The organism is Vreelandella boliviensis LC1, from assembly GCF_000236035.1.
GTDB lineage: Bacteria > Pseudomonadota > Gammaproteobacteria > Pseudomonadales > Halomonadaceae > Vreelandella > Vreelandella boliviensis.
Genome location: NZ_JH393258.1, coordinates 971490 through 984691 on the forward strand (window position 1 = coordinate 971490; position 13202 = coordinate 984691).

The 13202-nt window shown below is 56.1% G+C and carries 13 protein-coding genes and 1 tRNA gene; 11 read left to right on the forward strand and 3 right to left on the reverse strand.

The features are described 5' to 3' along the window. Nucleotides 1–76: 76 nt before the first annotated feature. A tRNA-Val gene (locus KUC_RS13610) sits at nucleotides 77–152 on the reverse strand. A gap of 71 nt (nucleotides 153–223) precedes the next feature. Then, nucleotides 224–1021, reverse strand: a complete 798-nt coding sequence (locus KUC_RS13615) for an alpha/beta fold hydrolase (protein WP_040480896.1) — start codon at nucleotides 1019–1021, stop codon at nucleotides 224–226. 164 nt (nucleotides 1022–1185) lie between these two features. Between KUC_RS13615 and ccoN the strand changes: the two genes are divergently transcribed. From ccoN to fnr, 11 genes are all read left to right on the forward strand, one after another. Then, the gene (gene ccoN, locus KUC_RS13620; RefSeq protein ID WP_040480898.1) at nucleotides 1186–2610 is read left to right on the forward strand and encodes a cytochrome-c oxidase, cbb3-type subunit I; all 1425 of its coding nucleotides are present in this window, start codon (nucleotides 1186–1188) and stop codon (nucleotides 2608–2610) included. A 19-nt stretch (nucleotides 2611–2629) separates the two neighbouring features. Continuing rightward, entirely contained in the window at nucleotides 2630–3238 is a 609-nt protein-coding gene (ccoO, locus tag KUC_RS13625) for a cytochrome-c oxidase, cbb3-type subunit II (protein WP_007113795.1), read from the forward strand. A gap of 3 nt (nucleotides 3239–3241) precedes the next feature. Continuing rightward, nucleotides 3242–3466 (forward strand): CcoQ/FixQ family Cbb3-type cytochrome c oxidase assembly chaperone, encoded by a 225-nt coding sequence (locus KUC_RS13630; protein ID WP_007113796.1) that lies wholly within the window; start codon nucleotides 3242–3244, stop codon nucleotides 3464–3466. After that, nucleotides 3463–4392: a cytochrome-c oxidase, cbb3-type subunit III gene (gene ccoP / locus KUC_RS13635; protein ID WP_007113797.1), complete on the forward strand. Its 930-nt coding sequence runs from the start codon at nucleotides 3463–3465 to the stop codon at nucleotides 4390–4392. The genes KUC_RS13630 and ccoP overlap by 4 nt, the downstream gene beginning before the upstream one ends. Nucleotides 4393–4585: 193 nt before the next feature. Beyond that, entirely contained in the window at nucleotides 4586–6022 is a 1437-nt protein-coding gene (gene ccoG / locus KUC_RS13640) for a cytochrome c oxidase accessory protein CcoG (RefSeq protein ID WP_007113798.1), read from the forward strand. A 6-nt stretch (nucleotides 6023–6028) separates the two neighbouring features. Next, entirely contained in the window at nucleotides 6029–6550 is a 522-nt protein-coding gene (locus KUC_RS13645; protein WP_007113799.1) for a FixH family protein, read from the forward strand. Continuing rightward, a complete protein-coding gene (locus KUC_RS13650; RefSeq protein WP_007113800.1) occupies nucleotides 6547–9018 on the forward strand; it encodes a heavy metal translocating P-type ATPase in 2472 nt (823 codons plus the stop codon). The genes KUC_RS13645 and KUC_RS13650 overlap by 4 nt, the downstream gene beginning before the upstream one ends. Continuing rightward, nucleotides 9015–9260 carry a cbb3-type cytochrome oxidase assembly protein CcoS gene (gene ccoS, locus KUC_RS13655; protein ID WP_007113801.1) on the forward strand — a complete coding sequence of 82 codons (246 nt, stop codon included), beginning with the start codon at nucleotides 9015–9017 and terminating at the stop codon, nucleotides 9258–9260. Before KUC_RS13650 ends, ccoS begins: the two co-directional genes overlap by 4 nt. After that, nucleotides 9257–9949 carry a sulfite exporter TauE/SafE family protein gene (locus KUC_RS13660; RefSeq protein WP_007113802.1) on the forward strand — a complete coding sequence of 231 codons (693 nt, stop codon included), beginning with the start codon at nucleotides 9257–9259 and terminating at the stop codon, nucleotides 9947–9949. Before ccoS ends, KUC_RS13660 begins: the two co-directional genes overlap by 4 nt. Nucleotides 9950–10027: 78 nt before the next feature. Next, nucleotides 10028–11440, forward strand: a complete 1413-nt coding sequence (hemN, locus tag KUC_RS13665; protein ID WP_007113803.1) for an oxygen-independent coproporphyrinogen III oxidase — start codon at nucleotides 10028–10030, stop codon at nucleotides 11438–11440. Nucleotides 11441–11523: 83 nt separating this feature from the next. Then, nucleotides 11524–12270: a fumarate/nitrate reduction transcriptional regulator Fnr gene (gene fnr, locus KUC_RS13670; RefSeq protein WP_040480900.1), complete on the forward strand. Its 747-nt coding sequence runs from the start codon at nucleotides 11524–11526 to the stop codon at nucleotides 12268–12270. On the opposite strand, the gene ttcA is transcribed toward fnr, so the two are convergent. Next, entirely contained in the window at nucleotides 12263–13183 is a 921-nt protein-coding gene (ttcA, locus tag KUC_RS13675; protein WP_007113805.1) for a tRNA 2-thiocytidine(32) synthetase TtcA, read from the reverse strand. The two genes, fnr and ttcA, sit on opposite strands and share 8 nt — an antisense overlap. Between the last annotated feature and the right edge of the window lie 19 nt (nucleotides 13184–13202).

The following is a 13202-nucleotide window of genomic DNA, read 5'->3' on the forward strand; positions in this document are numbered from 1 at the left end:
TTATGCACATCAAATACAGGTCTTACTAGGTAGTGCTTTTCACATTTCCAGGCCATCTTTTTTGTACATCATAAGATGGTGGGTGGTACTGGGTTCGAACCAGTGACCCCCAGCTTGTAAGGCTGGTGCTCTCCCAACTGAGCTAACCACCCGCTGGTCACGTGGCGCTGCATTCTACAGAAGGCTTACTTAATGTCAACACACTGGGTTTAAAATTTGTGATCTAAACCAGCGCGTTGCTCTCTCCCTTAAGGCCTGAGCCATGAGCGCGGACGAAGGATGCCGCAACCTGGGTGGCCTCGTCAATCAAAACCGTTTGTGTCACGCCAGAAAAGCGCCGCGGCTTAAAGTCGTGATCGCCATCTTTCAGCCATGCGAGCTGCGCGCTGGGCGGTAATGTATAGCCTGTAACCTCTTCCCGGCTACCGAAAGGATCACGCTCGCCTTGTAAAATCAGCATAGGACAGGCAATCGCCGGCCAGTGATCCAAACGTAGTTTTTCAGGCGCCTTGGTAGGATGAAATGGGTAACCTGCCACCACCACACCGGGTACCGGGCTAATAAACGGCTGTTCACTGGCTGGCTGAGCACTGGCAAATTGTGTACTAGCAAATAAGGTCGCCACACGGCCACCCATCGACTTCCCCCCAACCCACAGCGGCCCGTCAAACAAGGGATCAAGTAGCGCGTACCATTGGGCAAACTGCGCAATGGTGTGGGCGATGGGTGGCGGTGGTCGGCGCTTGCCGGTTTCTTGCATTTGCTGCATATATGGGAAATCAATACATAGAACCTGGATACCCAGGCCAGCCAGAGAGGTGACAAATTGACGCATGAAGGGGGACTGCTGGCCCGCCCCTGCGCCATGGGCAAACAGCAAGCGACCTAGCCTGGCTTGACCATGGACGGCCAACGGCCCCATGCCCTGCACCAGGAAAGCGCCATTTGGCTGGCGTTTAAGCGCCTCTTTTAATGCCTCAGGAGGCACCTCGATATATCCAGACAAAGCATAATGTGACACTCACTGCTCCTGATAATTCAGTCTTTAACCAATTGGTGTGTTCAGGTTAAGCCTCTGCTGCGCTAGAATCTTAGCCGGATATTGACCTGCATCATCAAGCGGGTGGCCGCACCCGTGCAAAATGCCACGGGTTACCTCCTAACCGCGTTCGATGGGAACATGACATGAGCACAGCATTTGAACACCCGACCTACAACTACAAGGTAGTTCGGCAGTTCGCGATTATGACCGTTGTGTGGGGCATTATAGGAATGACCGTTGGTGTCATCCTCGCCTCGCAACTGGTTTGGCCGCAACTGAACCTTGGCATACCTTGGACTAGCTTTGGGCGCCTGCGTCCATTACACACTAACGCCGTCATTTTCGCCTTTGGCGGTTCGGCGCTCTTTGCCACGTCGTACTACGTTGTCCAGCGCACCTGTCAGACGCGGCTTTTTTCTGACAAGTTAGCAGCCTTTACGTTTTGGGGCTGGCAAGCGGTCATTATCTCAGCAGTAGTGTCGCTGCCTATGGGCTACACCACGACCAAGGAGTACGCTGAGCTGGAGTGGCCGATCAACATTTTGATCGCTGTCGTATGGATCAGTTATGCCATCGTGTTCCTAATGACGATCAAAAAACGCACCACGTCGCATATTTATGTGGCGAACTGGTTCTTTGCAGCATTTATTTTGACCGTTGCGGTGCTGCACATCGTTAACAATGCGGCGATCCCTGTGACCCCCATGTACTCCACCTCGATCTACGCCGGTGCAGTGGATGCGATGGTGCAGTGGTGGTACGGACATAACGCGGTGGGCTTCTTCCTGACCGCAGGCTTCCTGGGCATGATGTACTACTTCGTGCCGAAGCAGGCTGAGCGTCCGATCTACTCCTACCGTCTCTCAGTCGTCCACTTCTGGGCATTGATTATGATCTACATGTGGGCAGGCCCTCACCACTTGCACTACACCGCGCTGCCTAACTGGGCACAGTCGCTGGGTATGATCATGTCCATCATTCTACTGGCACCCTCTTGGGGCGGCATGATCAACGGCATGATGACCCTGTCAGGGGCCTGGCATAAACTGCGCACGGATCCCACGCTACGCTTTTTGGTGGTGGCTCTGTCGTTCTACGGCATGTCTACCTTTGAAGGCCCGATGATGGCGATTAAGACCGTCAACGCGCTTTCGCACTACACTGACTGGACGATCGGCCACGTTCACTCCGGCGCGCTGGGCTGGGTAGCGATGATCACCATCGGCTCGATGTATCACTTGATCCCACGGGTTTTTGGACGCACTGAAATGTACTCTATCAATCTGATTGCAGTGCACTTCTGGCTAGCCACGATCGGCACGGTGCTGTACATCGCCTCCATGTGGGTTAACGGTATTCTGCAAGGCTTGATGTGGCGTGCTATCAACCCTGACGGCACCTTGATGTACACCTTTGTTGAATCCGTTGAAGCCAGCGCACCGGGCTACTTTGTTCGCTTGATCGGCGGCCTCTTCTGGGTCACTGGCATGCTGATCATGGCGTTCAATGTGTACATGACCGTTAAGCGTCGTGATGCCATCAGCCATTCAGCGCCACAAGCTGCCTAAACCGGGGAAGTTGAGACCAATGAAACACGAGATTGTCGAAAAGAACGTTGGCCTGCTTGCCGTGTTGATCCTGGTTGCGATCAGTTTCGGCGGCTTGGCTGAGGTCGTCCCACTGTTTTTCCAGAAGCAGACTACCGAGCCGGTTGAGGGCTTGGAGCCACTGTCGGCGCTGGAACTGGAAGGCCGAGACATCTATCGCCGCGAAGGCTGCGTGGGCTGTCACTCGCAAATGGTGCGTCCATTCCGTGCTGAAACCGAACGCTACGGCCACTACAACGTGGCAGGTGAGCAGGTTTATGAGCATAACTTCTTGTGGGGCTCCAAACGCACCGGGCCAGACTTGGCGCGTGTCGGCGGCCGCTATAGTGATGACTGGCACCGCGCTCACCTCTACAATCCCCGCGACGTAGTGCCTGAGTCGATCATGCCGGCTTACCCCTGGCTGTTTGAAAACACCCTCGATGGTGACGCTACTCCCGCTAAAATGCGCACACTGCGCCAGCTAGGCGTGCCGTACACCGACGAAGATATTGCCAACGCTACTGCAGACGTTCGCGGCACCCAGGAAATCACGGCCTTGGTCGCGTATCTACAGCAGCTCGGAACCGTGCTCGAGGGCACTCGTTAAGTTATGGATACGGGAACTTTTCGCGGTCTCATCACGCTGATCTTGATTATCGCGTTTATCGGCATCGCCCTCTGGGCGTACTCCAAGCGACGCAAGCCAGATTTCGACGAAGCGGCTAATCTGCCCTTTGCCGACGACGATGAGCTACCGACCAGTGACAAGCACGCTTCGCGTGAACGCGACAGCGAAGCGCATTCCCGCGACGACAGGGGAGATAAGAATATATGAATAATTTATGGGGTGACTCCCTATCCGGCTTTTGGAGCGCCTGGATCATTATCATTACGCTGGGCACGATAGCGCTGAGCGTATGGATACTGATGGCCAACCGTCGAACCGACAAAACGCCTGATGCGGACGGTAACGTAGAAACCACTGGCCACGCCGCCGATGGCATCGAAGAGTATGACAACCCACTGCCAAAATGGTGGTTCCAGCTATTCGTCTTGACGGTGGTCTTTGCACTGGGCTACCTAGTGCTTTACCCCGGTTTGGGCAACTACGCGGGCATACTAGGCTGGTCGCAAGAGGGTCAATGGGAAGAGGAAGTCGCTCAGGCTGAAGAGCGCTTTACCCCGATTTTTGCCCAGTACCAGGAAATACCCATTCCTGAGCTTGCCGAAGATCCGGAGGCGATGCAGGTCGCAGAGCGTATCTACCAAAACAACTGCGCGGTGTGTCACGGTTCAAACGCTCAGGGCGGTTATGGCTTCCCCAACCTGACCAACGACGATTGGCTATACGGTGGTGAGCCAGAAAACATCCTGACCACCCTGAACAATGGCCGTAACGGCCTAATGCCTGCTTGGCAGCAGTTGGGGCAGAACAATATTGAGAACCTGACGCAATACGTGCTCTCGCTGTCTAATGAAGAGCATGACGAGGCGCAGGCTGAACAGGGCGAAAGCACCTTTATGGCGGTGTGTGCTGCCTGCCACGGCCCCAGTGGCACTGGCAACACGGCACTTGGCGCGCCTAACTTGACCGATGACATCTGGCTTTACCTGGCACCGGGGCAAGAGGTGGGTGACTCAATCCGTCAAACGCTGCGTAACGGCCGTAACGGCCATATGCCGGCACAAGCGGCTTATATTGGTGAAGAGCGTGTTCACCTGGTCGCTGCCTACGTGTATAGCCTGCGCTTAGCGAACTGATTGACCGCTGACAGATAGCGATAACCGTCAGCAATGCTAGCCAAGCAAGGGTGCGGCCCCAAACCGCACCCTTTCTTTATACCCAAACCGATACAATATTAACGAAATACTTCTTAGACCGACTAAGCATCTAGCTTTACCAAGCTAAGCAATAGGTGCAGCCTCTCCTGCCTTCTGAGCCGGGAATACCGCCATGGAAAAGATACCAAGCCAAGACGTCACGCCGAACCCGGTAGGGCATCACACCCCCTCCGAACCGGTTACCCAGGAAATGTACGCCAAGCGTCGCCACATTTATGTGCGCGAAATTAAAGGTGTTTTCCAGAAGTTACGGCGCAGTGCCAACTGGGCGTTAATGCTGGCATTTTTTCTCTTACCGTGGATTAACCTCGGTGGTAGGCCGTTAATTCTATTCGACCTGCCCAATCGTGAATTCCATATCTTTACTGCCACGTTTTACCCACAGGAGTTCATCCTGCTGTCGTGGCTGCTGATTATCTGCGCCTTTGGGCTGTTTTTTATTACCGTTTTTGCTGGCCGGGTATGGTGTGGCTATACCTGCCCACAAAGCGTTTGGACTTTCCTGTTTATCTGGCTTGAACACCGTATTGAAGGCTCGCGCAATCGACGCATTAAGCTCGACAGCCAGCCAATGAGCGCTGATAAAGTCTGGCGCAAAGTGGCCAAGCACAGCGCTTGGCTGCTCATTGCCCTCGCCACCGGCATCACCTTTGTGGGTTACTTCACGCCGATTCGCGATTTAGTGGCGGAACTGCCCACCTTAGAGGCCCACGGCTGGTCCTACTTTTGGGCCGGCTTTTTCTTAGTGTTTACCTACCTCAACGCAGGTTGGCTACGCGAGCAGGTGTGCATCTACATGTGCCCCTATGCGCGCTTTCAATCGGTTATGTTTGACCGCGATACGCTGATCGTCTCCTACGACGAAACACGCGGCGAGCCCCGTGGGCACCGTAAGAAAAGCCTGAGCCATCTTGAAGCCCGCGAGGCTGGCTATGGCGACTGTATCGACTGCGATCTTTGTGTGCAGGTCTGCCCCACCGGTATCGATATCCGTGACGGGCTTCAGTATGAATGCATTACTTGCGCCGCCTGTATCGATGCCTGCGACAGTGTGATGGATAAAATGGGCTACCCGCGGGGCTTGGTGCGCTACACCACCGAAAACGCCCTTGAGGGTAATAAGAGCCATATCATGCGTCCACGCCTACTAGGCTACCTCGCCGCACTGGTGCTTATGGTAGGCACTTTTGCCTGGGCCATTAACGACCGCATGCCGCTCAATTTTGACGCTGAACGCGAGCGCACTCAGCTCTACCAAATGACCCGCGACGGTCAAATTAGCAATGTGTTTAGCCTGACCATCCGCAATCTGGATGATCAAGACCACACCTACCTGCTAAGCGTTGCCGGATTACCCAGTTTAACCCTGGATAGCCGTACGATTAGCGTACCCGCCGGGGAGTCGCGCTTGGAAGTGGTCACTGTGACGGCCAACCCCGACGACTTACAGCAACCCAGCCACGCCATTGTATTTACGCTGCAGGCTCAGCAAGATGCGGATATTCGCCTTGAGCGCGAAACTAGCTTCCTGGGCGATATTAGGAGATAGAAGATTATGTCATCCCCCTCGGTAACACCGTGGTACAAGCAGTTTTGGCCGTGGTTTTTAATCGGCATTCTGTTTTCATCAATTATTGTCAGCAGCGGCTTTGCGGTTATGTCGATCAAGAGTTTCGACGGCATGGTGGTTCAGGAAGATTATTACGAACATGGCAAAGCCATTAACATGGTGCTGGCCAAACAGGAGCAGGCACGCGCGCTGAACTTGAGCGCCGAGCTGCGCCTTGATCCGCTTACCAGCGATATTGTGGTGGATTTAAGCGGCGATACGCGCCCGGAAACGCTCTATTTAGACCTTATCTTCCCCACCGAAGATAACCGTGATCAGTCGTTCGTCCTTGAACATGTCCGTGACGGCCGCTATATCACCCAAGGGCCTGACAATCTGCGTTACCGCTGGTACCTGCAGATCCAGCCCGCACAAGAAGATGCTGATTGGCGTCTCACTGGTGAGGCAACGTTCCCCAATGAAAACAGCGTCGCGCTACTGCCAGGAGGGCGTACAGAAAGCGAATGAGCAACGCCGCGCCCTGCTACCACTGCGGTAACCCAGTGCCCGCTGCGGCACCCTGGACGATTACCCTGGATGAAGAGACTCACCCGCTTTGCTGCCCCGGTTGCGAAGCGGTGGCCCATGCCATCGTCGATGGCGGCTTAGAAAGCTACTATCGCTACCGTACCGAATTACCCGAACGCCCGGATGAGCGCCAGGCCGCCAAAGCGGACACCTGGTCAGTGTTTGACGACCCCGGCCTGCAGGCGCAGTTTGTCCACCCCGATGGCGATGAAGGCAATGTCAAAGCCACCCTCGCCATTGAAGGCATTACCTGTGCCGCCTGTGCGTGGCTGATTGAGCACCGCTTGAATGCATTAAAAGGGATTGCCTCCAGCGCGGTGAATTTAACTCACCACCGCCTGCGGGTGAGCTGGGATCCCCAGCAATTGAAGCTTTCGCAACTGCTGGCCGAACTGGCCGCCATTGGCTACGACGCCCAACCCTACGAGCCCGATCAAGCCCAGGCGCGTATGCAGCATGAGGAACGCATGAACGTGCGGCGGCTGATTATCGCCGCTGTGGGCATGATGCAGGTGATGATGTTCTCGATTCCGATTTATGTCTCCGGCCCAGGAGAAATCAGCGACGACTTCTATGCACTGTTTCACTGGCTTTCCTTTGCGCTGGCCACGCCAGTGGTGTTTTTCTCCGCCCAACCGTTTTTCCGCAACGCCCTGCGCGACCTGCGCACCGGTGTGCTGGGTATGGATGTGCCGGTCTCACTGGCGATTGGCGGGGCTTATCTTGCCAGCAGTTATGCGGTGCTGTTTAACGTCGGCGAGGTCTATTTTGACTCGGTGGCGATGTTTACCTTCTTTCTACTTTTTGCCCGCTACGTAGAAGGCCGCGCCAGACGCCGCAGCGGCCATAGCGGCAATGCGCTAAGCGGCGTGTTACCCATTTCGGCCACGCGGCTGGAAAGCGACGGCAGCGAGCGCATTCTACCCGCCAGCGAACTCGCCCCCGGCGATCGCGTATTGATCAAGCCCGGCCACGGCGTGCCTGCCGATGGCATGATCGAGGAAGGCGAATCGAGCCTGGATGAATCGATGCTGACCGGCGAATACCTGCCGGTGACCCGCCGGGTGGGCGACCGGATTACCGGCGGCAGCCAAAACATGGAAAACCCGCTGGTGATCAGGGTAACCCACGCCGGGCGCGATGCCCGGGTAGCCGGCATTGTCGATCTAACCGACCGCGCCTTTGCCAGCCGCCCCAGGCTTGCCCAGATGGCGGCGCGCATGGCTCACCTGTTTGTGCTACGCCTGTTGCTGGTGACGGCCTGCGTGACCATCGCTTGGTGGTTTATCGACCCTTCGCGGATGCTCTGGGTGCTGCTTTCGGTGCTGGTAGTGACCTGCCCCTGCGCGCTGGCGCTGGCCACCCCCGCGGCACTGACCGCTGGCCATGGACAACTGCGTAAGCGCGGTGTTCTGATCACCCGCGCCGATGCCATGGAGACACTCTCAAACGTTACCCGGGTGATTTTTGATAAAACCGGCACCCTAACCCGCGGCGAAATGCACCTTACCCAAACCCAGCCTTTCGGTGAATTAACTGCCGAGCGTGCACGGGCCATTGCCGCCGCCCTAGAGGCCCATTCGGAACATCCCATCGCCCGCGCCTTTCGGCCGTTCCGGGATGCTACGCTGCAAGCCAAAGATATTCACAGCCACACAGGGCAAGGTCTCGAAGGTAACTTAAACGGCGCCCGTTGGCGGCTGGGCAAGCCCAGGTTTGCTATAGATAGCGCAATGGATAGCGCCGTAGATGGCGTCATAACGGCGCCTGCCAAAGGCCAATGGTTGCTGCTTAGCGAAAACGGCGCGCCCCGCGCCTGGTTTGGCCTGCACGACGGCGTTCGCGAGGATGCTGCGTCGACGATCGCGGCCCTCCAGGCTCTGGGCTTAAGCGTGGAGCTGCTCTCCGGTGATACCGAAGATGCCGTGGAAAGCCTGGCCGATCAGCTCAATATCGCCATCTGGCGTGCGGGCACCAGCCCGGAAGGCAAGCTGGCCCGGATGAAAGAACTCCAAGCCGCTGGTGAAACCGTGGTGATGATTGGCGACGGTATCAACGATGTGCCGGTGTTAGCCGGTGCCGATGTGGCCATTGCGATGAATGGCGCAACCGACCTGGCCCGAACCCGCGCCGACGCAGTGCTGCTCAGCCCACGCCTAATGCGGATTTTTGAGGCCATCGAGATTTCCCGCGCGACGAGGCGTATCATGCGCCAGAACATGATTTGGTCAGTATGCTACAACGTTTCGGCGCTGCCGCTAGCGGCGATGGGGCTGGTACCGCCCTGGCTAGCCGCGATTGGTATGTCACTTAGTTCGCTAGTGGTGGTGGGTAATGCCCTGCGACTGTCACGCTGGCGCGCCCAGCCCGCGCCAACGCTTGGCACTTCAACACCGGTAACCGCATGACAATTCTGTACCTGCTTATTCCGCTTTCGCTGATTCTGCTCGGCCTCGCCGTCTGGGCCTTCTTCTGGGCGGTCAAAAATGATCAGTTCGACGACTTAGAAGGCCCGGCGCACCGCATTCTATTTGATGAGGACGAAAACGATCTTCCCCCCGAACAGCGCCGCCAACGCCCGCAAACCAAGCAAAAACCCGCCGCAGCAAAAGATAAAAATGCCCCCGACGACCAAGAGCCTCGGCCATGAACCCGACAGGGCTTGATCTACCGCCGCTGCTGGCGGCATTTGTATTTGGCTTGATGGGCGGCGCCCACTGTATCGGCATGTGCGGCGGCATTATGAGCGCGCTCACCTTTGCAGTCCCCCCCAGCATGCGCCACCCGGCGCGCATGGGAGGCCTGCTACTCAGCTATAATGCAGGGCGTATTATTAGTTATATGAGCGCAGGCGCGCTGGTTGCGCTGCTAGGCACACTGTTTTCGCTTTCCGCCACGGCGCGAATGCTGCTTCAAGTGTTTGCCGCGCTGATGCTGATTTTAATGGCGCTGTATATCGCCAACTGGTGGAAAGGGCTACTCAAAGTTGAAGCCGTAGGCCGCCGACTATGGCGCTTTATTGAGCCCGTGGGGCGTCGGTTAATGCCCGTGGTGCACCTTCCCCAAGCCTTCGCGCTGGGTGCACTTTGGGGTTGGCTGCCCTGCGGGCTGGTCTACTCCATGCTGGCCTGGAGCTTAGCGATTGCCGATCCGCTTCAGGGCGCTCTGCTAATGGGTGCCTTTGGGCTTGGCACCCTGCCTGCGCTGCTCGCCACTGGTCTCGCCGCACGCCAGCTCAGCCATTTGATTCGTCACCCAGCGACGCGTAGCGTAGCAGCACTTTCGATTATCGCTTTTGCGCTGTGGCAGCTGTGGACGCTCACTGCACACAACTTCTAATAGCATGACGTGGCTCAACCTTTACACCTTCGCCACGGAGTAGGCTAGCGGCATTTCCTAACGTCGGAGCGCCCCTTCATGACTGTTCATGCCCCCGCTGCTGCCGCAGCACCCATGCAGACGGTGTGGGATGAAGCGCTACTGCGTCGCTACGACACCAGCGGCCCACGCTACACCTCCTACCCCACTGCGCTATCGTTTCACGACCAATTTACCCCCAGCGACTTGACCCAGGCGCTGGAGCGTAGCAATGCCAGCAAGCGTTCGCTCTCGCTGTATGTTCACGTCCCCTTCTGCCGCAAGATCTGCTTCTACTGCGCGTGTAACAAAATCGCCACCAAGAACACCGCCCTGACCGAGCCCTATTTAGCCCGGCTTGACCGTGAAATGGTGCTGACTGCACGTCACTTAGATACATCACGATCGGTGGAGCAGTTGCATTGGGGCGGCGGTACGCCGACATTTCTCAGCTTGAACCAGATGGGTGACCTAATTGATCGATTGGATGCCCGCTTTGGACTTTCGTCATCTTCAGATCGCGATTACGCGATTGAAATAGATCCTCGCGAAGCGGATGTGTTTACTCTGCGCCATCTCGAATCCCTCGGTTTTAATCGTATAAGCCTGGGCGTGCAGGATTTAAGCCCGCTAGTGCAGAAAGCCATTAACCGCATTCAGCCTCGGGTACTCACCGAAACGCTGATGGAAGAGGCGCATCGCCTGGGCTTTCGTTCGCTTAATCTCGACCTAATTTACGGTTTGCCATTTCAGACTGAAAAGAGCTTTGCTGACACCCTGCGCCAAGTGATTGAGCTAAACCCGGCGCGTCTTTCAGTGTTTAATTACGCACACATGCCCGAGCGCTTTGCCCCTCAGCGGCGCATTAACGCCGATGACTTGCCGGGTGGCGAAGAGAAGCTGGCAATTCTGCGTACCACCATTGAAATGCTGACGGCGGCAGGCTATGTGCATATCGGCATGGATCACTTTGCCCGCCCTGACGATAGCCTAGCCATTGCCCAGCGCGAAGGCTCACTACAGCGCAACTTTCAAGGCTACTCCAGCCACGCCCAATGCGACTTAATCGGGCTTGGCGTTTCGGCGATTTCTCGCATTGATGACGTCTATGCACAGAATCCTAGCGACCTGGCAAGCTATGCAGCGGCGCTGGATCAGGGTCAGCTCGCTACCGTGCGTGGCGTGCGGTTGAGTGATGACGATCTAATCCGGCGGGACGTGATTGAGCGGCTGATGTGCGATATGGGCATTGACCTGGCCGCCGTTAGTCAACGCTGGAACATTGATGCCCCCCGCTATTTTGCGCCAGCGCTTGAACGACTACAGAGCGCCGAGCAGGATGGACTGTTAAATCGTAGTGGTGACCAACTCAGCGCCACGCCCATGGGACGACTGTTAATTCGCCATATAGCGATGGCGTTTGATGCCCATCTTTCTGGGCAAACTGGGCAGAGATATTCTAAGATAGTCTAAGTGTCTTGAGGCAGGCATGTTAGAATTCTTATTATAAGTAAGATCCTTCTAATGATATGAGCACCTCACTCAAGGAGCAACGCATGTTGGAACCGATGATCAGCCGGCGCTCGCTACTCCATGAAGCTCGCTGCCAAACCTGCAGCTTGAGCTCATTATGCTTGCCGCTTGCCCTTGAGCTAGACGATATGGGGCAGTTCGATGCCATTATTCGTCGCCGTGCGCCGCTGAAAAAAGGCGAGCCGCTGTTTCGTCAGGGTGACCCCTTTACCAGCGTTTACGCAGTACGTTCCGGCAGTTTGAAACAGATCACCGCCGAAGGTAACGGCAGTGAGCAGCTGACCAATTTCTACCTACCCAGTGAGCTGGTGGGGCTTGATGGGATTGACGAAGAGCAGTACCCCGGTAGCGTTATCGCCCTGGAAACCACTACCGTCTGCGAGATCCCTTTCGACCGCCTGGATTTACTCTCGGAGGAGCTGCCCGAGCTGCGTGTTCAGCTGTATCGCAGCATGAGCAAAGAATTGCGCGATGACCGGCGTATGATGCGCCTGCTGTCGCGTAAAACCGCCGACCAGCGCTTAGCGAGCTTTTTGATTACGCTCTCGGATCGTTTTCGCCGCCGGGGCTACTCACCATTCAGCTTTCGCCTCTCTATGCCCAGAGCCGATATCGGCAACTACCTGGGCTTGGCGGTGGAAACGGTCAGCCGCATACTAAGCCGCTTTCAGCAACAGAACGTGGTGGCGGTCTCCGGGCGCGAGATCAATATTCTCGATATGCAGCGTTTGATTACCCTTGCCGAAGAGGAAGAGCAAACGGTCAGCTGACGTTGAGGGCCTGGATGCGCCCAACCAATAGTTCTGCCTGCTTGGCCTCAAGGCCTGCAAAATCGAACAGGCTACGGTCAGCCAACTGGGAAGGGGCAACATTGGTAACCGCTTTAAACATGCTTTCCAGGCGTCCGGGAAACTTTTTGTCCCATTCAGCGAGCATCTCTTTAACCACCTGGCGCTGCATATTGGGCTGTGAGCCGCACAGATTGCAGGGAATAATCGGGAACTCCATCAGCCGCGAAAATTCGGCGATGTCCGCCTCTTTGCAGTAAGCCAACGGCCGAATAACGATATTCTTACCATCATCGGATAACAGCTTGGGCGGCATTGCTTTCAAGTTGCCGCCAAAGAACATATTGAGAAACAGCGTTTCGAGAATATCTTCCCGGTGATGGCCCAGGGCTATCTTATTGGCGCCAATCTCTTCGGCAAAGCCATACAGCGAGCCGCGACGCAGTCGTGAACAGAGCGCGCAGGTAGTCTTGCCTTCGGGGGTTTTCTCCTTCACCACCGAGTAGGTATCGCGCTCGACAATGTGATACTCCACGCCCTGCTTATCCAGATAGGCAGGCAACACGTGCTCGGGAAAGCCCGGCTGCTTTTGATCCAGGTTGACCGCTACCAGCGAAAAATTGATCGGCGCATTGCGCTGCAAATTGCGCAAAATCTCCAGCATCGTGTAGCTGTCCTTTCCGCCGGAGAGGCACACCATCACGCGATCGCCTTCATTGATCATTTGGTAATCAATAATTGCATTGCCCACTTCTCGGCGTAGACGCTTTTGCAGCTTGTTAAACTCACGCTTCTGCTTCGCATCAGCCAGCTCAGGCTGGTTGTGCTCAGCGTTAGCTGGGGGGGCTCCAACCGTATCAAGGTGAGCAGGATCAAAGTGATCAAGAGATTGCATGGTATAAGCACTGCCGAGG

Excerpts from the sequence above, each read along its gene's own strand:
- ttcA (WP_007113805.1), bottom strand. The coding sequence starts at position 13,183 with ATGCAATCTCTTGATCACTTTGATCCTGCTCACCTTGATACGGTTGGA.
- ccoS (WP_007113801.1), top strand. The coding sequence starts at position 9,015 with ATGACAATTCTGTACCTGCTTATTCCGCTTTCGCTGATTCTGCTCGGC.
- KUC_RS13660 (WP_007113802.1), top strand. The coding sequence starts at position 9,257 with ATGAACCCGACAGGGCTTGATCTACCGCCGCTGCTGGCGGCATTTGTA.
- KUC_RS13630 (WP_007113796.1), top strand. The coding sequence starts at position 3,242 with ATGGATACGGGAACTTTTCGCGGTCTCATCACGCTGATCTTGATTATC.
- KUC_RS13650 (WP_007113800.1), top strand. The coding sequence starts at position 6,547 with ATGAGCAACGCCGCGCCCTGCTACCACTGCGGTAACCCAGTGCCCGCT.
- ccoG (WP_007113798.1), top strand. The coding sequence starts at position 4,586 with ATGGAAAAGATACCAAGCCAAGACGTCACGCCGAACCCGGTAGGGCAT.
- hemN (WP_007113803.1), top strand. The coding sequence starts at position 10,028 with ATGACTGTTCATGCCCCCGCTGCTGCCGCAGCACCCATGCAGACGGTG.
- ccoO (WP_007113795.1), top strand. The coding sequence starts at position 2,630 with ATGAAACACGAGATTGTCGAAAAGAACGTTGGCCTGCTTGCCGTGTTG.
- KUC_RS13645 (WP_007113799.1), top strand. The coding sequence starts at position 6,029 with ATGTCATCCCCCTCGGTAACACCGTGGTACAAGCAGTTTTGGCCGTGG.
- ccoN (WP_040480898.1), top strand. The coding sequence starts at position 1,186 with ATGAGCACAGCATTTGAACACCCGACCTACAACTACAAGGTAGTTCGG.
- ccoP (WP_007113797.1), top strand. The coding sequence starts at position 3,463 with ATGAATAATTTATGGGGTGACTCCCTATCCGGCTTTTGGAGCGCCTGG.
- fnr (WP_040480900.1), top strand. The coding sequence starts at position 11,524 with ATGTTGGAACCGATGATCAGCCGGCGCTCGCTACTCCATGAAGCTCGC.